A 22,823-nucleotide genomic window follows, 5' to 3' on the forward strand; every position below is an offset into this window, starting at 1 on the left:
TGATCAAGCCGCCGGATTTCTTCTTCTAAAGCTGCACGTTTTCATGCAAGTCGGTCCTGTATATGACGGACATCTTGCATGACTGCGTGTAGCTTCTTTTTGCCGTCTGTAATACGTGTATGGACCATCCAGTCAGAAAATATATTGTCGAAAAACACATCAGTATTATCATGCATACTATTTAATGTTTAATCCATATTAATGCTAAACGCATGAAAAGACGTGAGCATAATGGAATTTGATTCAATTTGGAAAACGGTCCTCATTATTGTGGCAGGCATTGTTTTGTTACATATTTCCGGTCGTAAGTCGATTTCACAAATGACAATTGGGCAAACTGTTTTAATGATTGCGGTCGGTACATTACTGATTCAGCCTGTCACAAGTAAAAACTTATGGCAAACCTTGTTCCTATCCTTTATTTTAGTGCTGACACTTTTTATATTTGAACTACTCGCGCTGAAGTGGAATTTCTTTGAAGGGATTTTACGTGGAAGATCTAAAGTAGTGATTGAAAATGGCATCCTCAAAATATCTACTATGAAAAAACTCCGCTTAACCGTGGATGAATTGGAAATGCATTTGCGGCAAAGTGGGATTGAAAGAATTGACGATGTAAAATGGGCGACTATTGAAATGAGTGGACAGCTTGGTTATGTCTTGATTGATCGCAAGCAATATGCGACAAAGGAAGACATAGCAAGACTTCAGCTGACATTGGAAGATATGAGCAAACAACTGGACCTTACTGTTCCTTCCACATTTACGACTAAGCCTAACATCGAGAGTTCCAACCTCTTCACGGAAATAGAAAACCCTACTTCTGTTCCTAAACCGCTTGAATAAAAGTTTAACTTGCGAGGGAAAGGGGGAAGTTACTAATAACAACTCCAAAATCGAAAGGAAGAAGTATATATGATAAGAGTAATTAAAAAGTTAGTAAAATGGGGAATGGTGTTATATCCTGTCGTCAAAACCGTAATGAATGAAAAGAATAAAAAAGGAGCTTATTCAAGCGCCAAAAGCCGTAGGTAAAGCATAATCAAGACCAATGTCATATCATCACCTGATATTGGTCTTGATTCGTTATAATGAAAAAGTAAAATTTACGCTAAAAATTAGATTTGTTTTTTTCTATAAAAAGAGTATACTAAGTATGAGGATTTTTTTCTGACCTCTTTTTTCCTCACATTGTTTGATCCCAAACAAAAAGCTCCGGGTACATTCATTACCTATGGAGGAGAATTTAACACATGCATTGGTACAACAAATTGAAAGAGTATTTTCCAATCGAAGAGATGAAGTCACAGGAACATATGGAGACATTACTGAATGATAAAGGGAATGTCTACCATAAGGAAGAAGGACCAAAACACGTATTGATGTACGTGGAAACGGAGGACTTCGTTTTCGTAGACTATCTTTTCGTATCTTCAGTAGCACGTGGTGAAGGCTTAGGAAAAAAACTGCTGGATTCGTTGAAAACCAAGAAAAAACCGATCTTACTGGAAGTTGAACCAGTAGACGAGTCCGAACCAGATACTATGAAGCGACTGAAGTTCTATGCACGTGAAAAATTCACGCACGCACAGAAAATTGGCTATAACCGGCGTTCATTAGCTACTGGAGAACAAACCATCCTCGAAATTCTATACTGGGCACCCCCGCAATCATCACAAGCGGATGAACAAGATGTATTCAACGCGATGAAAACAACCTACGAAGAAATTCACACCTACAAAGACCAAGATTTCTATGGAGATTCATACGATTCCACTGACAAAGTTCTGCAATTTCAAACGAAACCAAAAAAGAATATTTTAGAACCCTTCACAACAGTGAGCATGTGATGAAAATCCGGTCTTTCATAGACCGGATTTTTTGTGTCTTGATACATAATATCTTATTAGTTGACTCCTCATCTAAATAATCACCTAATAGTTGATTGAATCAACAAGCATTTAACCTTACACTAAATGAAAGAGAAAGGTGTGAGGTTATGTTGCAAATTGGTACCGTGATTCTCCAGGAACGAAGGCGACTTCAAATTACCCAGGATACCCTAGCTTCTTATTGCCAAGTATCGAAGGCTTCGGTGTCAAAATGGGAAAAGGGATTAAGCTATCCCGATATCACGCTGTTGCCAAAAATTGCTTCGTATTTCGAATTGACCGTTGATGAACTACTTGGCTATGAACGACAACTTTCTAAAGAAATCATCCAACATCACTATTATGAATTCGCAACCCGTTTTGGTAGAGAATCTTTTGAGTCAGTATTTATTGATGTAGAAGAAAAAGTTAAAGTGTACTTCCACGATCCTTCATTCCTACTGCAGATGAGTATATTACTGCTTAATCATCATATGTTAAGTAGTGATAGTCCCTCTGTTTTACAGAAAACCAGTCGCTGGTTACAGCGAATTCGGCAAGTAAGTGAAGATGTATGGGTCTTGCGTCAAGCTAATTCCTTACAGGCTACTGTTTCTCTCATGCAGTCCAATCCTGAAACTACATTGGAATTATTAGACGGAGTAATCAAACCGAGTATTGGCGACGAAATCTTACTGGCAACTGCTCACGAACAACTTGGTGATCAAGAGGAAGCGATGCGCGTCATTCAAGTCATGATGTATCAAAACGTCATTCAACTAGTCGGTAGCAGCCCGCTCTATTTACGGCTTTCCGCGTCCAATCCACAAACTTTTAATGAAACCATTCATCGGATGAATGGATTGATTGAGCTATATGAATTGCGTACACTTCATCCGAATATGTGTCTGCAATTTTATTTCAGCGTGGCGCAATGTGCTGCACTTTCAGTTAGCCGTGAGCTACTTTATCCGTATCTTAATAAGTACGTGGATGTATGTATTCATGATTTACTCCCCTTTTCGTTACGCGGGGACGAATACTTCAATTTATTGGATGATTGGTTAGAACAATTAGATTTGGGAACAAATGCACTGCGCAACACTGAGATTATTAAGCGGTCGATCATAGAATCAATGGATGCCGATTTCTTTGAACCATTTAGGCAAGACGATGAAATGCAAGAATTACGACAACGATTACACTTTGGGCTGGAGGGGTGTTCATGAACAACGACACGGCTTTACTTATGGAGTATCTACCATTTTTACTTCCACTTATCATTTTGCAACTAGGATTAGCCATTTTCTCGGCGATACATGTTATTCGTCATCCTCACTATCGCTTTGGCAATCAAGTCATGTGGCTGTTGATAGTTTTATTAATTCAATTTATCGGACCATTAATCTATTTCGTTTTTGGAAGAGGTGATGACAATAGTCGTGCAAATTAATGGTGTAACGAAGCGTTTCGGAGATCATGAAGTGCTTAAAGATATACATCTTCATATTCCTGAGCATACAGTTTTCGGATTTGTCGGTGCAAATGGTTCCGGCAAAACGACATTGATGAAATGCATGCTAGGGTTATTACCACTCAATGCAGGATCCATTACAATTGCAGGTGAATCTGTAACATTTGGCGAAACAAAGTCCAATCAGTATGTCGGGTACTTGCCTGACGTTCCTGAATTTTATCCCTTCCATAACGCAACACAATACTTGGAGCTCTGCGCCGTTATTACGAATATGACGAAAACAGAACGACGAGAACGGATCCAGGAACTATTGGAACTGGTCGGATTAGCTGATACACCCTCATTCATTAGCACATATTCAAGGGGGATGAAACAGCGTTTAGGAATAGCTCAAGCACTGCTGAATCGTCCGAAATTGCTGATTTGTGACGAGCCTACTTCTGCTTTGGATCCAGCGGGTCGTGCACAGATTCTTTCCATTTTACAGCAAGCAAAGGCAGAGACAACTGTATTCTTTTCCACACATATCGTATCGGATGCAGAACAAATCTGCGATCACGTCGCGATGTTGCATGAAGGAACCATCATATTCCAGGATGAACTGACTAATCTAAAACAGCGAATAACAGGAGAATTTGTTTTTACTTTTACGATACCCGTAGCAGAAGCTCGTGATCGATTGCAAAATACCCCATTCGAAATAAAGATCGACAGTGATCAATTAGTTGTAAGTTTACCTAATGAAAGTACGCAATTGACTTTCATGCAAGAACTCACTACCCAGAAAATCCTGATACAGTCGATGCAGCCCAAAACTCGTCTACTTGAGCAGCTCGTGTTGGAGGTGCTTGGATGAATCAATGGTTTGGTTTTTTGAAGAAGGAATGGTTTGAGAGTGTGAAGACGTATAAGTTATTGCTCGTTATCGTCATTTTTTCGATTTTAGGCATACTGAACCCGTTTACAGCGAAAATCACTCCGACTCTATTCGAACAATTCATGCCTGAAGGTACATTCGTTAATCTACCTGAACCTACCGCACTCGATTCGTGGCTACAGTTTTATAAAAACGTTCCGCAAATGGGGCTAATTGTGTTCATACTATTATTCAGTACCATGATGTCGAAGGAATTAGAAAAAGGTACGCTTGTTATTTTACTGACGAAAGGATTACATCGCAGTACCGTAATCACAGCTAAATTCTTTATGGCTCTTTGCTATTGGACACTGGCGATCGCACTGTCATTCACCATCACCTACGCTTATACGGCTTATTATTGGGATCAAAGTCAACTCCAACATCTGTTGTTTGCAGTCAGTTGCCTCTATGTATTCGGCATACTTTTACTGGCGGTTACGTTATGGGGGAATACCTCGTTCGCTACACCTTACGGAGGAACTCTAGTTACATTATTGGTCGTCATTGCATTCTTTATTGCAGCTATATTTCCCAAGTCCGCTTCTTGGAATCCCCTTGAATTACTGACGGCTACGACACAGCTATTAACCGGTGAACTAACACCTTCAGACTTATGGATTCCTTATATTATCACTTTGTTTGCCGCAATTTTAGTCGTGCTGCTAACTATGACACATTTTAAAAGAAAGCTACTTTGAAATCGTTGACAGCGTCGCTGCAAAAGTTGGTATTGGACCTGAAAAAGTCTGTATCACGAAAATCAAAACTGCTTTCGGAACAGGGGCAAGACTCTCAGTTCAATTCGCACTGTCGATTACGTGATTGTAAAGAACTCGCTCTTCAATGGTGATAGAGTATTTTAATGAAGTTCAACCGGTTAGAGACTAGTCTCTAACCGGTTTTTATGTCGTACTATATTTATACTTAACGTAGAGGTCATTAAAGTATTTTTAAAAATTATATCCAAACGAAACTGCAAATACCCATGCAAATATTGATAAGGCAATGATGACTGAACAGATTATCGTTATGATTAAGGTTAGGCTTTTGGGCATGTCAGAACGATTTTTCCAAATAGCTATTAGTAAAAACAAGCTGGCCACTATAATGATTAAAAAAATAGAAAGAAGCATATAACGCTCTTTCATCACAAACCATACATCCATTGCATGTGCCCCTATCTAATAGATTTTAACTGAACAACCTGTTTCTCTGAATGCATAGGCGAAGATCCTTTATACCAAATAGTTTTTGTAACGGAATAGCGGTTGAAATCCTTTGATCTGCGCTGCAGCTGGAAGCACATGTGCCGCCGTCATCATTAAATAGTTGCTCACTATAATCAAAATCATTCGATTTGCTACGGAGCCCTATAAAACAATTAGTCATTTAATTTAATCACTACATTACCGTACAATATAACATATTTCCACGACGGTCCGGTCCAGATCACACAGAAAGTCTCTTAAATTAACACGCCTGCCAGTTGTACAGATTAGTTCTTCACCCACAACTTGACTTGTCCGATTAGGATTATCTATAAATTGCTCAGTTTAATTCCTTCCACTACTTTCGATCTAACTGGTAATCCTTCAATTTAACTGAGAATAAAAGAGAAAACGATTCGTATACTTTTTGCTTTAGTATAGTATATAAAGACATTATATTATACAGAATCAATAATGTTGACATCTCTGCACAGTTATATAATAATGATTATGTAATTAGAATTATTATATTCTATAACTTAAGCATGTGACTGCATCAGTCATCAAAAACACTTTAGGAGGAATCATTCATGTCAATGATCGGAAAACAAATCGAAGAGTTTACAGCAAATGCGTACAACAGTGGTAATGGGGAATTCATCGAAGTAACCCAGGAAAACTTTAAAGGTAAATGGAGCGTAGTCTGCTTCTACCCGGCTGACTTTACATTTGTCTGCCCTACTGAACTTGAAGACCTTCAGAACCAATACGAAACATTGAAAGGCCTCGATACGGAAGTATATTCTGTTTCAACAGACACACACTTTACGCACAAAGCATGGCACGATCACTCAGATGCTATCAGCAGTTTGCGCTACATCATGATCGGTGACCCATCACAGAAAATCTCCCGCATTTTCGATGTGCTGGACGAAGAAGCAGGTCTTGCACAGCGCGGTACGTTTATCATCGATCCGGATGGCATCGTGCAGGCAGCGGAAATCAACGCAGACGGAATCGGTCGTGACGCAAGCGTTCTAGTCAATAAAATCAAAGCAGCACAATATGTCCGCAACAATCCGGGTGAAGTATGTCCGGCTAAATGGCAGGAAGGCAGCGAAACACTGAAGCCAAGCCTGGATCTTGTAGGGAAAATTTAAGGAGACGGTTCATATGTTAGATGCGAATATTAAAGCGCAGTTAGCCCAATATCTCGAGATGATGGAAAAGGAAGTCCAACTGAAGATCAGCGTGGGCTCTGACAAAGTATCACAGGACATGCTGGAGCTAGTGGATGAACTAGCCTCCATGTCTTCCCTCATCAAAGTAGAGAAAGCAGAACTGGAAAGAACCCCAAGTTTCAGCGTCAACCGCCCTGGCGAAGATACCGGCATCGTGTTTGCCGGTATTCCGCTAGGCCATGAATTTACCTCACTCGTCCTAGCTTTGCTGCATGTGAGCGGCAGAGCGCCTAAAGTCGACGAACGGGTGATCGAGCAAGTGAAGAACATCGAAGGCGCGCATCATTTTGAATCCTATATCAGCCTGAGCTGTCAGAACTGTCCGGAAGTCGTACAGGCGCTGAACATCATGAGCGTACTGAATCCTGGTATTACGCACACGATGATCGACGGTGCAGCCTTTAAGGATGAAGTGGAAAGCAAAAACATCATGGCGGTTCCGACCGTTTACTTAAACGGGGAACCATTCACAAGCGGCCGCAAAACAATCGAGGAAATCCTTGCGGAAATGGGAAGCGGCCCGGATGCATCCGACTTTGAAGACAAAGACCCATTCGACGTGCTCGTTGTTGGTGGCGGGCCTGCAGGCGCAAGCGCAGCGATCTACGCTGCCCGCAAAGGGATACGCACAGGCATCATCGCTGATCGTTTCGGTGGCCAGATTCTGGATACAGCAGCGATTGAGAACTTCATCAGCGTCAATCGCACAGAAGGACCGAAACTTGCGGCGAGCCTTGAAGAACACGTGAAAGAATACGATATCGATATCATGAACCTGCAGACAGCAAAACGTCTGGAAAAAAAGGATCTCATTGAAATCGAACTGGAAAATGGTGCAGTTCTTAAGAGCAAGACCGTTATCCTATCGACGGGAGCACGCTGGCGCAACATTGGTGTGCCAGGCGAAGCGGAATTCCGCAACAAAGGCGTTGCCTACTGCCCGCACTGCGACGGTCCTTTGTTTGAAGGCAAGGACGTGGCAGTAGTTGGCGGTGGAAACTCCGGTATCGAAGCAGCGATCGACCTGGCAGGTATCGCAAGTCATGTCACCGTGCTTGAATTCGCACCGGAACTCAAAGCGGACGCGGTCTTGCAGGAACGCCTGAACAGCCTGCCGAACGCGACGGTATTGACGAATGTCCAGACGAAGGAAATCACCGGCACCGATAAAGTCGACGGTGTCACGTATACAAACCGTGATTCCGGCGAGGAGCATCGCATCGAACTGGATGGCGTATTCATCCAAATCGGACTCGTGCCGAACACGGATTGGCTCGGTGATTCGGTCGAACGCAACCGCTTCGGCGAGATTGTGATCGATAAAAAAGGCGCAACGAACGTACCCGGCGTATTTGCGGCGGGCGACTGCGCGGACGAGCCATACAAGCAGATCATCATCTCCATGGGCTCCGGCGCCACCGCTTCCCTCAGCGCGTTCGATTATCTCGTACGCAGTAAAGTGGAAGTCTAATAATGAAAAGATGCAGGAAGGCTATACGCCCTTCTGCATCTTTTTTTGCATTTTGCTCCTACTCTCCCCTGCAAGCCGGAATTTATTTTCGAATAGACTCGCCATTAAGGCGCCAATTGTTAAGTTCATTACCATATTGGCAACAGCCGGTACTGCTGCGAGAGATCCGAAGTGCTCCATCGCAAGTGTTGCGGCAAGGGCGGTGTTGCAAATACCTGTATGGAATAAAATCGCGCGGGCGTTGCGCTCCGGTACGCCTAGCCATCTGGAGATGAAGTAGCCTGCGCCCATTGGGATGCTAACTTGTAATGTGACTGCTACGAATACAAGCGGTAGCACAGACAAGTTCTCAGATAGTGCTTGCTGGGCATTGGAGATGACCGAAAGGATGACCAGAAATAGCGCGAGTTGGGACAAGACACTGGTATATGGTTTAAACTTCTCCACTTGTTGTTGAAACTTCCACTGGATTAGTAAACCGCTAATCAAAGGAAAGAACACGATATACATAATGTTAAGAAATAAAGGCCAGAATTCAATAGGGATAAAACGTCCTGCAAATGTCTGCAATAAAACCGGTGTCAACACAGGAGAAATGAATGTATCAAGCGTTGCCATCGTAATACTGAGCGCAACTTCTCCTCCCGGAATAACGTAGGCAATGATGGATAAGAGTACGATCCAAAGTGGTAAGTACTTTGAAATGATTTTTGATATGGTTTGTATGGTTTTCATGTAATTCTCCTCCTAACGAGGAAGTCCGTCTATGTTTTTTTGTTATGAGCGGTTAACGCATTCAATAGAGCACTCTAGCCGCTACTCTGAGCGCTTTCTATGAACCTTTGAGCGCATGATCATACGTCGTCAATATATAGCAGAGACCGAGTTCATTGCTCCTCTTTTTGTACTTTATTCAACTTTTCTCTAGTTCTAACTAAGAAAGATGCATTGATCCAAGATGCTATTGGTATAACTAGCGCTATACCAAGCCCCGCACAAAGTATCAAAATCATTTCTGAACTGAATATTTTTGAATTGACAATATCTCCAATGGAGTAGTGCAAATCCTTGAACCAAATGAGCAATGCCAAATATCCTCCAAAGAAAGCGAAGAACAATGTATTCGTATCGGTTCCTAAAATATCCCGTCCTATACTGACGCCAGACTTAAATAACTCCTTCTTACTTAAGTTTCTACTATGCTTAAATACTTCATGCATAGTAGAAGCGATCGATATAGCGACGTCCATGATCGCTCCAATTGTACTCATAATAATGACGGAAGCACCTATTTTTACAAAGTCTACACCAATATAGAGAGACATACCTGCAATTGCTTCTTCTTCCTCTTCACCAAATCCTTGGATCATAAGCTTTTGGGATACTAAAACTATGAAAGACAATAATATACTAATGGTAATCATCGTTGAGATGAATGCTAGTACCGTTTTACTGTTTACCTCATTAATATAAAATAGACTGATGCACCCAATAACTATGCAGGCAATAAATGTAATGACAATAGGATTCGCATTTGAATCCAACATAAAAAACATCGTAAAAAAGACAACACCAAAATTAAAAAATAGCGAAATAAACGATCTAGCTCCACTTCTCCCGCCAACCCAAATCATCAATACGAGTAGAATAACCGCAAGCCATACTAGTACATTCATATTCTTGCCCTCTTTCGTTCAATGAAGAAGATCGCTGTATAGAGTCCAATAGGGATAGTTAAAACAATTCCAATGCCACCCGCTAATGCACGTGCTAATTCCAGCGATAGATTCATCGAAAGTGCAAATCCTACGGGTGAAGCGTTTTTCAAATAGAGGATGAGCATGGGGATAGATCCACTTATATACGCAAAAAATAGAATGCTTGTAATGGTTCCCATAATATCTTTGCCGATATCTACGCCAGATGCTTTCAGTACTTTAACGGATATGGTGTGATCTCTTTCATATAATGCAAACATCGAAGACGACATTGTAATAGCCACATCCATGATAGCTCCAAGGGATCCGATAAACAACCCGGCCATGAAGATCGTGTGATAAGGACGCGTCAAAAACTGCATTTCTTCATAACGTAGCCCATTCCCTGAAGTGATCCAGATGACAAGAGACGTAATGGAAAGAGATATGATTGTTGCGACTAGCGTAGCTACAATTGCGGCATATGTTTTTTCATTTCGGCCACTGACTAGTAAGAGTGAAATGGTTGTGAATAACAAGATACATATCCCGCAAACCACAAGTAAACTGACCTCATAGAATTTCACATAAATATCTAAAGCGAATGATAGTACCATGACGTTAATCACAAAGCCTACTATTGCCAATAGTCCTTGCTTATGCCCGACAATTAGCAGTGTAAATACGAAGATCCATGCAACGATCAATACGTATTTATCACGTTTTACGTCTGTTATACTCCCCGCTAGTTCTTCTACCTTAGAATCAATGGAGACGAAAACTTCATTTCCCACATGGTACTGTTGATCATACGCCCCCGAGGATGAATACTCATTTACCAACTGGATTTCCCGACCTTTTTCTTCCCCATTCATGATCTTAGCTATGATGTGTTGGACAAATAGCGTATCTTTATTGCCATGCATGTCTGTTACATCAGTTTCTTCCTCTATTGTTGCATGGATTACCTTGGCGATCGGTCGATCATAAAATGAATAATTATGATTTACAAAAGCAATGGAAATGGTACAGCAGAATGCTAACAGAAAGAATAAGATCCACTGCAATGTTGTGATGTTTCTGATTCTATTCAAAATAATCCTCCTGACACTCCTAGGATGAGTCACAGATTAATCCTACCATGAATAAGACGTAGATTTGAAAAAAATATCTCTATTACCCCCAATAAGAAAAGCTCCGATTCCATTACAGGAAGAGATGCGAATGTACGCATTTCCTGAACAGAAAACTGTTCTAGTAAATCCTGCACCTCCAAAACCACCACTTGATGGTAGAGTGTGACATCAATTCCTAGGAGTGTCCCATTTTCCATAAATCTTCCATCTTCCTTTGATTCTGTCAGCCAGTCAAAATCTAAAAACTCTACAACACGGACTTTTTCATCCAGTGGCTTTCGTTTTAAGGAATCTTGGATAAACAGTTCCGCTACGCGCAAAATTAGCTGAGCCTATAGAAGGGATTCAGGTAAGTCGGACTTCAGGAATTCCACCACTCCATGCTTTCATGAGCAGCTGCAAAAGTTCTGCTGTTTCAATGGTAGAAGATTTCTCCAACGTAACAGAACCTCCTTGATCGGTATGGCGCTGTTCTGCAATTACTCGATCGATCATTGCGGTTTGCTGGTGTTTTGTCGCTTCGTTGATCGATCGATGCATAACTGTGGCTGCTTTGCGCAAAGGTGTTTGCATTCCGCTTTCACAGGATGCTACGTTCAAGTAGTGGTTTATTTCTCTCGCTACTTCTTCAATAAACAGAAGAGCCTTCTCTGAATGCAAATCAATATTCTGGTCAGCTATAGCGATTTCCCACCCCGCCACTTCAACCCGTAAAGGATGTTCCCATAAGCCCTCAATGCCGTTCAGCAAAGGTACAAGTATGGTACATGTACGTGCCAGCTCCGTCTCCTGCATTACATTCGGTAATTGAATATATGTGGATAATGCCGCTTTTTCTTGTCTTTCTTTATTGTAAAAATGCACTACAATACCTTCACCTTCAAGCAGCTGCTTCATCAAACCGATAGCTGAGATTTCTTTATAGTCAATAGTAAGACCGTCAGTGGCATGAAGAAATCTTTCCCTATTGAAGTGGCTAAGTGAAAATCCCAAAATGCGTTCAACTTGTTCAGCTTCAAATAAACTCCAAGAGCCACACGCTTGTACTTGTTCCATAAAATAATCGGGTATACATATATGCTTTTCTTTTATCTTGCTTGATAAAAATGATGTAATTCTGTTGTCAGCAATATCCATAGTATATTGTTGGACTCTCGTCTTTCGCTCATAGAATGTTTTACCGAAAAACAACATCACTTCAACTGGTAACGTCACATAGCCATGGCTCAGTAACCAATACGCTTCCTGTACTTTCCGCAGACGCTGGACAGTTTCATGTTGCATGGCGGCCATTGCTATGAGCATCAATCTCTCCTGAGGCAGACCTATCTGTTTATCACAATAATCGGATGTTACAAACTCATTCATATATGTTTGCAACAGTGCAGAAGGGATCAATTGGTCACGTTCAGCAACAATCTGTAAGCCAAGCCATTTGATTTCGGTTACTGAATAATCATAGATCCATCGATCGTATAACCCATCCTGTAACAGTTTCTTTACTACTTGATGAAATCCCGTATACGCAGGCCTTCCACGCTGTTGTTCTACTTGTTTATACAATAACTGCAATAGTGCCCGTTCGGTTATCTGTTCCACTACTGTCATGTCGCGGTCTCCTTTCGTAAACAACAAAAAAACAATCATTCCGCCTCTTCGGCAAAATGATTGCAATAGTTGTGAATGAGGAAACAAAGTCAGGCAGCTTTAATATACTACACACAAAAATGCATAGATGTAGATACCTTTTTTGCTTCCACTCCTCAACCCCCGAAGAAAGTGTCGCTTTTTCGATACGTGGCAGGTCTCCTGGCTTCACTTCATCCTTCCGCAAGTGCCTTCCCATGTCTCCATAGTGGCTAATTCTAGCGGTCGTCCGTGTATACAGTTGCGGGGACAGCTCCGGTTGACGGATTCCCTTTTATACCTTGATAGGTACCAGCGCATCGTGCAAACTCATTTATTTTATTGCTATCATTTTATCATGGTTAACATAGTGGGTGGTAGCGTTTGTATGCATTAGAAGAATCATGACATAACTAAATAGGGTACCTATGCAAAAAACATTGTGAGTACGTCCACAATCGTTTTGTGCTAGGCACCCCGTGTAGAGTGTTCTTCATTACTTACATTAGTTGTTGATCGCATAGACAGCCGCACTCCGCCAATCCTTGAACATATGCTTCTTCCCACGTGATTCCGTGGATGAAACCATTCTCCGAGTAACCTGTGATTAAATAGAATGTTTCGTTCTGCTCCGGTAGTGATGAATTGTTCTGATAGTTGTTGTTTTTCATAAGAATTACCTCCTGGATTTTGTATTTTTCGTAGTATATGCCTTGCCGGGGAATAAAAGAACATTTTTTTCGGCATTTAATGATAATTGTCCATTTGATAGCGCTTACATTACAAAGTCAAAAGAAGGAATTCTTTGTATATATACCCCAGTAAATATACTACAGACATGCTTTACAATTCAGTGAATTCTGTTTATTGTACCACCCAAATAAATAGTTGTAAATATAAAAGTTGTAATTCCCTGTTAACATTTGTAGATTTTCGAGGAGAACCTATGATTTCTCTATCATTTAGAGACTAAAACACGACCTTATAACTTTTTATACAAAAAAATCTCCCTAAGTCCTCTTTACGACTTAGAGAGATCCGTAGTGATTAGGACATTTGCTTTTCGCAAATGTCGATGACTGCTCTGACAGAGTCAGCTGACTTGTCGAGTGCTATTTGTTCTTCCTTTGTTAACGGAAGTTCAATCACACTCTCGATACCATTGCCTCCCAGAACAGTGGGTACGCCTAAATAAATGTTTTGATATCCATATTCGCCCTCTAAATAAGCAATGGACGGCATAATTCGTTTCTTATCTTTAATAATTGCTTCAGCCATCTCCACCAAAGCCGCTGCCGGTGCGTAATAAGCGCTACCGTTACCTAGTAGTGAGACGATCTCACCGCCGCCTTTTCGAGTGCGCTCCACAATTGCTTCTAGCCGTTCGTTCGAGATAATCTTATCCAATGGGATGCCGCCGGCGTACGAATAACGTACAAGTGGAACCATATCATCTCCGTGTCCACCAAGTACAAAGCCCGAAATATCCTCTACGGATATATTTAGTTCTTCCGAGATGAACGTAGTGAAACGCGCAGTATCAAGCACGCCTGATTGTCCAATTACGCGGTTTTTAGGAAAGCCAGTTGTTTTATAACATACATATGTCATCGCATCAACTGGATTACTTAAAATCAGCACGGTACTGTCTGGCGCGTAACGTTTCACTTGTTCGGAAACAGAACGCATAATCTTTGCATTGGTTGCAACTAAATCATCTCGACTCATACCTGGTTTACGTGCAACACCTGCTGTAATGATAACCATTGCGGCGCCTTCAATATCCTCGTAATTGGATGTACCTGTAATACGGGAATTAAATTGTTGTACAGGACTCGTCTGAAGAAGATCCAGTGCTTTCCCTTTAGTCGGATTGGAAAGATCCGGGATATCAACTAAGACAATGTCACCTAATTCCTTCTGTGCAGCCATCAATGCAGCCGTAGAGCCCGTGTGGCCAGCTCCGATGACCGCAATTTTATGTCGTTTGAAAGCCATGAAAAACACTCCTTTATATAGACTTCAATATGAGGAATGCACTTATAACACACCTATTCCTCAGTCTTTCTTCGGTGCCTTCTTCGCTTCTGCCAGTTTCTTCACTTGCGGAATTTCTGGAGTAGTCGACACTAGGGGTTTCACCATGCCATACACTGAATCATCGGGACGCGGTATTACATGCGCACCTAGTAATTCACCTACACGCGCTGCTGCGTCGCGACCTGCGTCAACAGCTGCCTGTACTGCTCCAACATCACCTTGAACGATGACCGTAACAATTCCACCATCGACCATCTCCTGTGATACCAACTCCACGTTGGATGCTTTCACCATCGCGTCTGCCGCTTCAATCGATCCGATCAATCCTTTTGTCTCAATCATTCCGATCGCTTGACTCATGTATATCACCTCTTTTCACTTCTGTTGAATCGATAATACCAATAATGACCGCGTCGATTGGGATCGGGTTTTCTTTCGGTAAAATAAAGCGTGAAGAACCGCCACTCGTAATGAGGACCTCGTCACCAACCCCTGCTCCAATCCGATCTGCCGCGACCATATGCGACTGTATATTATTTCCGTATGCATCAATCGGCTGGATGATTAACAGTTTAAGCCCTGCTAATCCATCCTCTTTACGGGTTGCCCATACGTTACCAATCACTCTACCCATTCGCATGCGTAATCACCTTTTTCTACTTTCTACTCGATATCGTTTTACCGAGTTCCCGTGCTGTATCTCTTGCTAGCGCCGTAACAATTGTGCCTTTATTAATAACGATTTCCTTTTCTGAAATCTCAGACACGTCTTCAGCCGACAAAAGTTTTTTTGTGAATTCATATGCCTCTGGAACATTTACTGGAGTAGGCGCCTTCACCGCTTCCGTCGTCGCTTGTACAGATGCCACTTCTTTCGCGTCACCCGATTTCACTAGACGACCAATTGATCCTTGTGTAATGAAACCTGCATTTGCTTCATCGGTATCAATATGCATTTCGAGACGATAACGCTCATTCACCCGAATACGGACATTGCGGAATGAAATGGCTCGGACTCCGTCTGCTTCCACCGTGACATACTCTCCATCTTCCACACCAAAGCGCGTAGCATCTGCAGGTGCCATATGGATATGTGCCTGCGCGATAATAAGTCCTTGGTCTATATGCACACTACCTTTTGGTCCGATTAATGTAATCGGTGCTGATCCCTCAATATTACCGGATTCCCGAAGTGGGGGCTTGACGCCGAGTTTCATGGCATCCGTAAAGCTGACCTCGACTTGGGTAGCTTTTCGGACAGGGCCTAAAATACGCACACGTTCAATACTGCTTTTAGGTCCTGCAATCATCACCGTTTCATTGGCGGCGAATTGGCCCGGCTGTGAAAGCTCGGACCGCTGTGTCAACTCATACCCTGCGCCAAACAATACTTCCACATGTTCAGGCTGTAAATGTACGTGACGGGCGGAAACCGCAATGGGAACCGCTCGTTCCGGCAATTGAACGGGACTTTTGCCCAGCTGTCCAAGAATTTCTCCGACAATTTGTTCAATCAATTGCTGATTCATCTAGTTCACGCCTTTCTACTATGTCAGCAGTGATTATTCGCTTTTTGGTAACATCAATTCTAATTCGTTATGTGGTCTTGGGATTACGTGAACAGAAAGCAATTCGCCCACACGTTGTGCTGAAGCAGCACCTGCATCTGTTGCTGCTTTTACTGCGCCTACATCACCGCGTACCATAACTGTTACGATTCCACCGCCAACATGTACTTTACCTACTAAGTTTACGCTTGCTGCTTTCACCATTGCGTCTGCTGCCTCAATTGCACCGATTAATCCTTTAGTTTCTACCATTCCTAATGCTGTACCTTCTCTGTTCATAATTATTTCCTCCTAATAGTGTTTTATTTTGTAAGTTGTTTAACGATTTCACTGACTAAGTTCTGTACTAATGCTGGATCAATGTTGTTGTTTGTTGCGGCTGACACATTGTTCATCACACTGGATACGAGCTGATCATTTGAGCTTTCTACCGATTCTGAATGCTTCGGCAATTGTACTTCCTTCGTGCCATATGCCATCCGCTTAATGTTCAGCAAATGCGTAGCTGTGACATTGTCTGATGTAATATTGCCGCCAAATGTTCCGCAACCTAATGTGAATGATGGCATTAAGCCTGTCGTACCACCAACTGCTCCAACAGAGGACATCGTGTTGACCAAAATACGTGATACTGGCATTTCCATAGCGAATTCACGAGCTACTGCATCGATTTCGGTATGTAGTGCCAAGCTGTGTCCACGTCCGCCAAGGTTCAGTAAGTCGAGGCACACTTCTTTCGAGTGCTTCACACCGTCGACGACATACATAGCGAAAATAGGTGATAGTTTCTCCAATGAAAACGGTACGTCTTTACCGACTTTTGTTTCCATCCCGACAATCAGGCGCGTACCTTCTGGTAAAGAAATGCCTGCCATTTTCGCGATGAACTGTGGGCTCTTACCGACCACTTTCGGATTCACCTTACCGGGTACCGGCGAGATGACACCTTCCATAACTTTTTTCTCTTCATCCGATAAAATATACGCGCCATTTTTCTTCAGCTCACGCGTAACCAGGTCCACAACGTGCTTATCAACCACGATGGCTTGCTCGGTTGCACAAATCGTACCGTAATCGAATGACTTGCTGTCTACGATATCTTTTACCGCTTTTTCAATCTTTGCGGAACGTTCGATATAAACTGGTACATTACCAGGACCTACACCGTAAGCTGGTTTACCGGAGCTATATGCCGCTTTGACGAGCGCACTACCGCCTGTTGCAATGATAAGATTCACGTCTTTATGCGACATTAATTGCTGTGTAGCTTCCATTGAAGCCAGTGTGAGACATTGAATCAAACCTTCAGGGGCTCCAGCTGCAACCGCTGCTGCATCACATACTTTTAATGCTTCGTGTGTGCATTCCACTGCGTAAGGGTGAGGGCTAACTACAATGGAATTTCGTGTCTTCAATGAAATCAACGTTTTGAAGAACGCCGTCGATGTTGGGTTGGTCGTTGGGATGATTGCGGCAACTACACCGAACGGAGCAGCGATTTCCACGACCTTATTCATATGGTCCTCTTTGATGACACCGACCGTTTTCATATCTTTAATACTTTCGTATACATCACGGGAGCCCACTTCGTTCTTAATTTTCTTATGAGCTGCTACCCCCATACCTGTTTCATCTACCGCAAGTTGTGCGAGGCGACCGGATTGTTCAAAAGCGGCATCAGCAACGGCTTTGACAATCTTGTCAACTTGTTGCTGAGTATAACCCATGAATTTCTCTTGTGCTTCTTTTGCAGTTTGGACGGCTGTACGCATTTGTTGTAAAGCCAATAAATCTTTATCCATTAATTGGACCAAATTAAAACACTCCTTTCTAGATACTTATCTATCAGTAACTTAACGGATCTTTCGCCATCTTCTGTATCGCTTCTCGGAATGCGTCGGCTGCTGCCTTGCAAGAAGACTGGCTGCCTGTCAGTAGACCACCGCCAAAGTTGGTTTCGGAGGGAGGTGCATAAAGTACACAAAGTGTAACGTCTGCAGCTTTTAGTGCAGCATCCAAACCGACAACGGCCTCAACAGGCGGTGCAATCAAGTATGCCAATGACTGTCCATCGGCTACATTGGCCATGTCAGCTAAGTAACTCCCACAACTGGAAATGGTATGCGCATATAACACATGATCACGATTTCCGTTAATCGCCTCAAAATACGCTTCGTGCTCTATCGTTATACGAATCGAATCAAGACCACTTTTTACTTCTTCCGGCGACGAGCCAGCTATGACTCCTATAAACTCTCCCGATAACGGACCAGAAGAATGAGCTGAGCCCGCGTAAAAACTTTTTGCATAGACCACTTCCACATCGCTATGCTTCGTTGCTGCATCAATTGCTGTATAGCCGACGTCGTCAATTGTCGTCGTGATCAACCCAAGACTACGCTGGTGAGACTTCAATCGGAACTTCTCAGCAAGTTCCGGACTGACATTCGAAATGACTTGCATCGACAATATGTCTGCATAGATTTTCACTTGCCCTCCTCCTTCCTTATCCTTCCTTTTGAACAAGCGATACACCGCTCGCTTCATACTTCAAGATTTTCTGAATAACCGTTCCAAGAAATGCACCCGCTTCAACAGGAGGGATTCCGCCTTTATGAATATTGGAGATGACCATACGATCCGCTTCAATCGTGCCATGTCTAGGCTTGTAGCATATATAAGCACTTAGCGACTCTGCAGACACAAGACCCGGACGTTCACCGATCAGCATGACGACAACGTCAGGCTGCAACAGCTCTCCGATATCGTCCATTACGGCAACTCGCCCCTTATCAACATAAAACGTTGTTCCCATATCAATATTCAAGTTGTTAAGTGATTGTTGTAATGATAAGTAGACGTCTTCCAAATTTTCTTCAATTGCTTTCGCACTCAGTCCATTTGACGCTACAATTTGTACGACAGGTGATTTTTTACAACGCTCTTGAATCAAAGCCCTTGCTTCGTCTGAAAGCTTTCTACCAAGATCCGGGCGTCGAATGTATTCCTCTTTATCTGACACTTTGGATTGCACTTGGAACAATCCTAGCTGTTCGAGCAAGTCATCCCGTACTTCACCGTAGACTGCGTCAACTGCTGCTGCGTGATCCAGTCGGAACTGTAGCCACGTCTTCGTTTTCGGACGTGAGCCTGCGCGTCCGACCCCTATTCTAGCTGGTGTTTTCTTACGATATTCTGCCAGCTTGTCTTCCTCAAGATCTTCTTGTGGTTTTGATTTCAGATTACCATACGCCGTTGTCGGTTTTGGTTTTACGGTGGAAATATTCCGCTTCGGCCCTTCTGTCGTACTATGGAACACCACCGCTCCGCTAGGCGATTTTTTCACAGTTTCCACTTCCAACTGCCCAAAAGGTCGCTGTGAAAACAACTCTACTTTCTGTTCGTTCGTTGGCTGTTGTTGTATGGTTTGACCACTACTCGCAGCCCCTAGTTTTTCTACAACCATTTTTGTGATTTGCTGAATTAATTCCTCATTCAAGTCCATCCACCTCCTATCGATTGAAGAGTGTGAGATCTCCAGCACGTTTACTCAGCATGCCATTTTCATAAATCCCCATCTTTTCAAGCCATTTCAAGTATTCAGGCGCCGGTGTTTTGCCCATTGTCTGAAGAACTGTCGCCACGTCATGATAGCTCATGGACTGGTAATTCAGCATGACGTCATCGCCCATCGGTGCTGCGATGATGAAGTTCACACCTGCCGCTGATAATAAGATACTTAAATCTTCAATGTCATTTTGATCTGCTTTAATATGGTTCGTATAGCAAATATCTACACCCATCGGCAGTCCATGTAGCTTACCCATGAAGTGATCTTCAAGGCCTGCCCGGATCACTTGCTTACTGTTATATAAATATTCCGGACCAATAAATCCGACAACTGTGTTGACAATGTATGGATCATAATGTCGTGCAAAACCGTAGTTCCGCGCTTCCATCGTTACTTGATCTACGCCATAATGCGCTTCAGCCGACAGTTCGGATCCTTGTCCTGTTTCAAAATACAATGTTTGAGGACCAGTACCCGTACCCATTTTCAGCGATAGATCTTTCGCTTCCGCAATTAATTCTGCTGAAATACCAAATGAACGATGGGCTTTTTCCGTTCCTGCGATACTTTGGAAAATCATATCCGCAGGAGCTCCCTGTTCGATTGCTTTCATCTGTGTCGTAACGTGTGCAAGTACACAGTTTTGTGTTGGGATTTCCCATTCATCAATAAAGTCTTTCGTCGCATTCAATACACGCTTTACGCTTTCTACGGAATCATCTACAGGATTGATCCCAATTACCGCATCACCGATACCGTAAGACAAGCCTTCTTTTAACGAAGTGATGATTCCATCAATATTGTCCGTCGGGTGATTCGGTTGTAGGCGGGAAGACAAAGTACCCTTTTGACCGATTGTAATATTACACGTTGATAAGATTTCGATTTTATTTGCCGCGTGTACTAAGTCCAGATTGGACATCAGCTTTGTTACAGCCGCAATGACTTCCGAAGTCAATCCGCGACTGAGACGTTTTAATTCGCGGTCCCCTACTTCATTACTCAAAATGTATTCGCGCAGTTCTGCGATACTCCAGTTCTGGATTCCACTGTAGACCTTCTCGTTAATATCATTTTCAATAATCAGTGAGACTTCATCATCTTCGATTGGGATCAGTGGATTGTTACGGATGTCGCTTATAAGCAACTCACTAACGACTGTTTTGGCAGCGATTCGTTCTTGCACGGTTTCCGCCGCAATTCCTGCGAGACGATCTCCAGATTTCTCTTCATTCGCTTTTGCTAGCACTTCTTTTAGGTCATGGAACACATATCGTTCGCCGCCTAATGTAGTGGATAAATTCACGTACAAGACCTCCTTTACGTTGTATGGAATGTTAAGGTTTTCACAACGACCGGTACGACGCCTGAGGTGAGCGCATTGCCGATATCGATGTAATCGCCTGTTTCCACATTAATTTGATCTATACAAATAATGCTTTGTTTCACTTGTAATGCCGCCAACGTTTGGCCAATCACTTTAGCGTGATCTGATTGAATGACCAATATAATCGGTTGTTCAGGGCGCGGCCTCTCGTTCATGATCTGAACAATTGCCTTGGCCAATCTCTGCACATCGCGAAATCCGAGATAGGGAAGATTGGACAGATAGAGAGCGAAGTTTTGTCCTTCTTTCGCAGAGTCGTATAAAGTAACCGCCTGCTGAACCGCGTCTTCAAATCGGGATAATCCTATCTCGAGATTTCCTTCAAAATCATATTGGTAAATCGGAATGTTCTTTAATGGCAACTCATGTGGCGCAATCTGTATGGTAGCTCCGCTAATTTCAGTAGTCTGTGTTCCAGCTCCCAATACAGTAGCCCGTACAGTTTCTACCGGCTCTTGCCAAGTAAAGTGTTGTAGTGATGTGTTTTGTAGCAGTGCCTCCGCAAGTTGCATGCCGATATCGTCGTACCGCGCTATTTGGACTTCACCGGAAGTATGATGATACATACATTCGGAAATACCACCTGAAAAGACGATGGTATCGATTGGTTGCAACCAGTTCGGTTCATGACCTAGCAAAAGCACTCGATCTTGTGCCTGAACTTCCTTCTTCAAAATACGCGCCATCGCTTCTGCCATATAAGTCGTTACGAATGATACAGCTGATGCATTTTTGGGGTCACCGACTTGTAACGTATAGCCTTGGTCTTGCAATAACCGTTTGACTGACGGTGAAATGGTACGGACTTTTCCGTGTTCAAATTCGATCAAGCGACCCCCGATATGCATCGTGCATGTACCAAGAAGTTGCTTGTCTTTGAATACTGCAATATTTGCTGTCCCACCACCAATGTCTATATTGGCAATTACCTGGCCACTTTTTCCAGATGATTCATAGCTGCCTGACCCTTTTGCTGCGATAATTCCTTCTAAGTCAGGGCCTGCCGTTGCGACGAGGAAATCGCCTGCTTCATCAGACAACTGATGCAACATTTCACTGGCGTTTCGTTTGGTTGCGGTTTCACCTGTAATAATGACAGCGCCTGTTTCTATCTGCGAAGGCTGGATTCCTGCCTTGTCGTATTCCGTGCGGATAATCTGTTGGACACCCGCTACATCAATCGTCACTGCGTCTTGCAATGGTGTTCGAAATACTGGGCTCTTGTAGAGTATTTCTTTATCTGTAATTTCTATTCGTGGCACATGTGTTGCACCCGCTACATTACGTAGAGAAAAACGACTGATAATCAGTTTTGTCGTGCTTGTGCCAATATCAATTCCTGCACTAATAATTGTTTCGTGCTTATTGAAATTGCTCACGCCCACACTCCTTTCTGATTACTTACTGCCCTGTACTTTTAGTTATATCTAGCTTAGACACCAGCTTCCGGGTCATTTCAATCTTCCCAATAACGTACAAAATATGCACTTTGTCGGGAAGATTACAAACGCCTGTCGGAGCTAGACGGCGTCTTGCGCTTTTGATATAAAAAAGACGCCTTTACAATCCCATGGATTTTCCCATGGGATGTAAAGGCGCCATTGCCGTTTT

26 protein-coding genes and 1 riboswitch are annotated in these 22,823 nt (G+C 42.8%); of the genes, 8 read left to right on the top strand and 18 right to left on the bottom strand.

Going from position 1 to position 22,823, the window contains the following annotated elements:
• Positions 1 to 41 precede the first annotated feature (41 nt).
• Positions 42 to 176, bottom strand: coding sequence for a hypothetical protein (locus CSV77_RS17260; RefSeq protein ID WP_255407074.1), 135 nt, complete (start codon positions 174 to 176; stop codon positions 42 to 44).
• Positions 177 to 231: 55 nt separating this feature from the next.
• On the opposite strand from CSV77_RS17260, the gene CSV77_RS08545 reads away from it, so the two are divergent.
• The 6 genes from CSV77_RS08545 to CSV77_RS08570 all read left to right on the top strand — a co-directional run bounded on the left by CSV77_RS08545 (position 232) and on the right by CSV77_RS08570 (position 4,965).
• Positions 232 to 846, top strand: coding sequence for a DUF421 domain-containing protein (locus tag CSV77_RS08545; protein WP_099673054.1), 615 nt, complete (start codon positions 232 to 234; stop codon positions 844 to 846).
• Positions 847 to 1,253: 407 nt separating this feature from the next.
• Positions 1,254 to 1,850, top strand: a complete 597-nt coding sequence (locus tag CSV77_RS08550; RefSeq protein ID WP_099673055.1) for a GNAT family N-acetyltransferase — start codon at positions 1,254 to 1,256, stop codon at positions 1,848 to 1,850.
• Between the two features lie 149 nt (positions 1,851 to 1,999).
• On the top strand, positions 2,000 to 3,100 hold the full coding sequence (locus CSV77_RS08555; protein WP_099673056.1) for a helix-turn-helix domain-containing protein: 1,101 nt from the start codon (positions 2,000 to 2,002) through the stop codon (positions 3,098 to 3,100).
• Positions 3,097 to 3,324, top strand: a complete 228-nt coding sequence (locus CSV77_RS08560; RefSeq protein ID WP_099630451.1) for a PLD nuclease N-terminal domain-containing protein — start codon at positions 3,097 to 3,099, stop codon at positions 3,322 to 3,324. The genes CSV77_RS08555 and CSV77_RS08560 overlap by 4 nt, the downstream gene beginning before the upstream one ends.
• Positions 3,302 to 4,204 carry an ABC transporter ATP-binding protein gene (locus tag CSV77_RS08565; RefSeq protein WP_233212200.1) on the top strand — a complete coding sequence of 301 codons (903 nt, stop codon included), beginning with the start codon at positions 3,302 to 3,304 and terminating at the stop codon, positions 4,202 to 4,204. The genes CSV77_RS08560 and CSV77_RS08565 overlap by 23 nt, the downstream gene beginning before the upstream one ends.
• Positions 4,201 to 4,965 (top strand): ABC transporter permease, encoded by a 765-nt coding sequence (locus CSV77_RS08570; RefSeq protein ID WP_099673057.1) that lies wholly within the window; start codon positions 4,201 to 4,203, stop codon positions 4,963 to 4,965. Before CSV77_RS08565 ends, CSV77_RS08570 begins: the two co-directional genes overlap by 4 nt.
• Positions 4,966 to 5,217: 252 nt before the next feature.
• Here the strand turns inward: CSV77_RS08570 and CSV77_RS08575 are convergent, their stop codons facing one another.
• A complete protein-coding gene (locus CSV77_RS08575) occupies positions 5,218 to 5,433 on the bottom strand; it encodes a hypothetical protein (protein WP_099673058.1) in 216 nt (71 codons plus the stop codon).
• Positions 5,434 to 6,065: 632 nt separating this feature from the next.
• Here CSV77_RS08575 and ahpC point away from each other — a divergent pair.
• Together ahpC and ahpF are read left to right on the top strand one after the other, a co-directional pair.
• Positions 6,066 to 6,635 carry an alkyl hydroperoxide reductase subunit C gene (gene ahpC, locus CSV77_RS08580; protein ID WP_099673059.1) on the top strand — a complete coding sequence of 190 codons (570 nt, stop codon included), beginning with the start codon at positions 6,066 to 6,068 and terminating at the stop codon, positions 6,633 to 6,635.
• Positions 6,636 to 6,648: 13 nt separating this feature from the next.
• Entirely contained in the window at positions 6,649 to 8,187 is a 1,539-nt protein-coding gene (ahpF, locus tag CSV77_RS08585) for an alkyl hydroperoxide reductase subunit F (protein WP_099673060.1), read from the top strand.
• A gap of 21 nt (positions 8,188 to 8,208) precedes the next feature.
• Here ahpF and CSV77_RS08590 read toward each other — a convergent pair whose 3' ends face one another.
• The 16 genes from CSV77_RS08590 to CSV77_RS08660 all read right to left on the bottom strand — a co-directional run bounded on the left by CSV77_RS08590 (position 8,209) and on the right by CSV77_RS08660 (position 22,591).
• Positions 8,209 to 8,922 carry a bile acid:sodium symporter family protein gene (locus tag CSV77_RS08590; protein WP_099673061.1) on the bottom strand — a complete coding sequence of 238 codons (714 nt, stop codon included), beginning with the start codon at positions 8,920 to 8,922 and terminating at the stop codon, positions 8,209 to 8,211.
• Between the two features lie 152 nt (positions 8,923 to 9,074).
• Positions 9,075 to 9,863, bottom strand: coding sequence for a YibE/F family protein (locus CSV77_RS08595; protein ID WP_099673062.1), 789 nt, complete (start codon positions 9,861 to 9,863; stop codon positions 9,075 to 9,077).
• Positions 9,860 to 10,981, bottom strand: coding sequence for a YibE/F family protein (locus CSV77_RS08600; RefSeq protein WP_369802749.1), 1,122 nt, complete (start codon positions 10,979 to 10,981; stop codon positions 9,860 to 9,862). The genes CSV77_RS08595 and CSV77_RS08600 overlap by 4 nt, the downstream gene beginning before the upstream one ends.
• Positions 10,982 to 11,007: 26 nt before the next feature.
• Positions 11,008 to 11,340 carry a hypothetical protein gene (locus tag CSV77_RS08605; protein ID WP_099673064.1) on the bottom strand — a complete coding sequence of 111 codons (333 nt, stop codon included), beginning with the start codon at positions 11,338 to 11,340 and terminating at the stop codon, positions 11,008 to 11,010.
• 25 nt (positions 11,341 to 11,365) lie between these two features.
• Positions 11,366 to 12,628 (bottom strand): ribonucleoside-diphosphate reductase subunit alpha, encoded by a 1,263-nt coding sequence (locus CSV77_RS08610; RefSeq protein ID WP_144034667.1) that lies wholly within the window; start codon positions 12,626 to 12,628, stop codon positions 11,366 to 11,368.
• 174 nt (positions 12,629 to 12,802) lie between these two features.
• A riboswitch (cobalamin riboswitch) is annotated at positions 12,803 to 12,979 on the bottom strand.
• Positions 12,980 to 13,146: 167 nt separating this feature from the next.
• A complete protein-coding gene (locus tag CSV77_RS16895) occupies positions 13,147 to 13,317 on the bottom strand; it encodes a hypothetical protein (protein ID WP_158232047.1) in 171 nt (56 codons plus the stop codon).
• A 376-nt stretch (positions 13,318 to 13,693) separates the two neighbouring features.
• Complete coding sequence (gene mdh / locus CSV77_RS08615; protein WP_099630441.1) at positions 13,694 to 14,644, bottom strand: malate dehydrogenase; 951 nt, start codon at positions 14,642 to 14,644, stop codon at positions 13,694 to 13,696.
• Positions 14,645 to 14,704: 60 nt separating this feature from the next.
• A complete protein-coding gene (locus CSV77_RS08620) occupies positions 14,705 to 15,046 on the bottom strand; it encodes a BMC domain-containing protein (RefSeq protein WP_099630440.1) in 342 nt (113 codons plus the stop codon).
• Positions 15,021 to 15,326, bottom strand: coding sequence for a EutN/CcmL family microcompartment protein (locus CSV77_RS08625; protein ID WP_099673066.1), 306 nt, complete (start codon positions 15,324 to 15,326; stop codon positions 15,021 to 15,023). The genes CSV77_RS08620 and CSV77_RS08625 overlap by 26 nt, the downstream gene beginning before the upstream one ends.
• A gap of 16 nt (positions 15,327 to 15,342) precedes the next feature.
• Positions 15,343 to 16,215, bottom strand: a complete 873-nt coding sequence (gene pduL, locus CSV77_RS08630; RefSeq protein ID WP_099673067.1) for a phosphate propanoyltransferase — start codon at positions 16,213 to 16,215, stop codon at positions 15,343 to 15,345.
• A gap of 33 nt (positions 16,216 to 16,248) precedes the next feature.
• Positions 16,249 to 16,533 carry a BMC domain-containing protein gene (locus CSV77_RS08635; RefSeq protein ID WP_029053414.1) on the bottom strand — a complete coding sequence of 95 codons (285 nt, stop codon included), beginning with the start codon at positions 16,531 to 16,533 and terminating at the stop codon, positions 16,249 to 16,251.
• Positions 16,534 to 16,556: 23 nt separating this feature from the next.
• Positions 16,557 to 18,056: an aldehyde dehydrogenase family protein gene (locus CSV77_RS08640; protein WP_199173131.1), complete on the bottom strand. Its 1,500-nt coding sequence runs from the start codon at positions 18,054 to 18,056 to the stop codon at positions 16,557 to 16,559.
• Positions 18,057 to 18,099: 43 nt separating this feature from the next.
• On the bottom strand, positions 18,100 to 18,801 hold the full coding sequence (eutL, locus tag CSV77_RS08645; RefSeq protein WP_099673068.1) for an ethanolamine utilization microcompartment protein EutL: 702 nt from the start codon (positions 18,799 to 18,801) through the stop codon (positions 18,100 to 18,102).
• On the bottom strand, positions 18,761 to 19,759 hold the full coding sequence (gene eutC / locus CSV77_RS08650) for an ethanolamine ammonia-lyase subunit EutC (RefSeq protein ID WP_369802747.1): 999 nt from the start codon (positions 19,757 to 19,759) through the stop codon (positions 18,761 to 18,763). Before eutC ends, eutL begins: the two co-directional genes overlap by 41 nt.
• A gap of 7 nt (positions 19,760 to 19,766) precedes the next feature.
• A complete protein-coding gene (locus CSV77_RS08655) occupies positions 19,767 to 21,131 on the bottom strand; it encodes an ethanolamine ammonia-lyase subunit EutB (protein ID WP_099673069.1) in 1,365 nt (454 codons plus the stop codon).
• 14 nt (positions 21,132 to 21,145) lie between these two features.
• Positions 21,146 to 22,591 (bottom strand): ethanolamine ammonia-lyase reactivating factor EutA, encoded by a 1,446-nt coding sequence (locus CSV77_RS08660; RefSeq protein WP_099673070.1) that lies wholly within the window; start codon positions 22,589 to 22,591, stop codon positions 21,146 to 21,148.
• Positions 22,592 to 22,823 lie beyond the last annotated feature (232 nt).

The sequence above is a fragment of the Sporosarcina sp. P16b genome, assembly GCF_002743065.1.
Lineage (GTDB): Bacteria > Bacillota > Bacilli > Bacillales_A > Planococcaceae > Sporosarcina.

What these genes read in the sequence shown, in the direction of transcription:
- CSV77_RS17260 (WP_255407074.1), bottom strand. Translation starts at nt 176, where the DNA reads ATGCATGATAATACTGATGTGTTTTTCGACAATATATTTTCTGACTGG.
- CSV77_RS08545 (WP_099673054.1), top strand. Translation starts at nt 232, where the DNA reads ATGGAATTTGATTCAATTTGGAAAACGGTCCTCATTATTGTGGCAGGC.
- CSV77_RS08550 (WP_099673055.1), top strand. Translation starts at nt 1,254, where the DNA reads ATGCATTGGTACAACAAATTGAAAGAGTATTTTCCAATCGAAGAGATG.
- CSV77_RS08555 (WP_099673056.1), top strand. Translation starts at nt 2,000, where the DNA reads ATGTTGCAAATTGGTACCGTGATTCTCCAGGAACGAAGGCGACTTCAA.
- CSV77_RS08560 (WP_099630451.1), top strand. Translation starts at nt 3,097, where the DNA reads ATGAACAACGACACGGCTTTACTTATGGAGTATCTACCATTTTTACTT.
- CSV77_RS08565 (WP_233212200.1), top strand. Translation starts at nt 3,302, where the DNA reads ATGACAATAGTCGTGCAAATTAATGGTGTAACGAAGCGTTTCGGAGAT.
- CSV77_RS08570 (WP_099673057.1), top strand. Translation starts at nt 4,201, where the DNA reads ATGAATCAATGGTTTGGTTTTTTGAAGAAGGAATGGTTTGAGAGTGTG.
- CSV77_RS08575 (WP_099673058.1), bottom strand. Translation starts at nt 5,433, where the DNA reads ATGGATGTATGGTTTGTGATGAAAGAGCGTTATATGCTTCTTTCTATT.
- ahpC (WP_099673059.1), top strand. Translation starts at nt 6,066, where the DNA reads ATGTCAATGATCGGAAAACAAATCGAAGAGTTTACAGCAAATGCGTAC.
- ahpF (WP_099673060.1), top strand. Translation starts at nt 6,649, where the DNA reads ATGTTAGATGCGAATATTAAAGCGCAGTTAGCCCAATATCTCGAGATG.
- CSV77_RS08590 (WP_099673061.1), bottom strand. Translation starts at nt 8,922, where the DNA reads ATGAAAACCATACAAACCATATCAAAAATCATTTCAAAGTACTTACCA.
- CSV77_RS08595 (WP_099673062.1), bottom strand. Translation starts at nt 9,863, where the DNA reads ATGAATGTACTAGTATGGCTTGCGGTTATTCTACTCGTATTGATGATT.
- CSV77_RS08610 (WP_144034667.1), bottom strand. Translation starts at nt 12,628, where the DNA reads ATGACAGTAGTGGAACAGATAACCGAACGGGCACTATTGCAGTTATTG.
- CSV77_RS16895 (WP_158232047.1), bottom strand. Translation starts at nt 13,317, where the DNA reads ATGAAAAACAACAACTATCAGAACAATTCATCACTACCGGAGCAGAAC.
- mdh (WP_099630441.1), bottom strand. Translation starts at nt 14,644, where the DNA reads ATGGCTTTCAAACGACATAAAATTGCGGTCATCGGAGCTGGCCACACG.
- CSV77_RS08620 (WP_099630440.1), bottom strand. Translation starts at nt 15,046, where the DNA reads ATGAGTCAAGCGATCGGAATGATTGAGACAAAAGGATTGATCGGATCG.
- CSV77_RS08625 (WP_099673066.1), bottom strand. Translation starts at nt 15,326, where the DNA reads ATGCGAATGGGTAGAGTGATTGGTAACGTATGGGCAACCCGTAAAGAG.
- pduL (WP_099673067.1), bottom strand. Translation starts at nt 16,215, where the DNA reads ATGAATCAGCAATTGATTGAACAAATTGTCGGAGAAATTCTTGGACAG.
- CSV77_RS08635 (WP_029053414.1), bottom strand. Translation starts at nt 16,533, where the DNA reads ATGAACAGAGAAGGTACAGCATTAGGAATGGTAGAAACTAAAGGATTA.
- CSV77_RS08640 (WP_199173131.1), bottom strand. Translation starts at nt 18,056, where the DNA reads ATGGATAAAGATTTATTGGCTTTACAACAAATGCGTACAGCCGTCCAA.
- eutL (WP_099673068.1), bottom strand. Translation starts at nt 18,801, where the DNA reads ATGAAGCGAGCGGTGTATCGCTTGTTCAAAAGGAAGGATAAGGAAGGA.
- eutC (WP_369802747.1), bottom strand. Translation starts at nt 19,759, where the DNA reads ATGGACTTGAATGAGGAATTAATTCAGCAAATCACAAAAATGGTTGTA.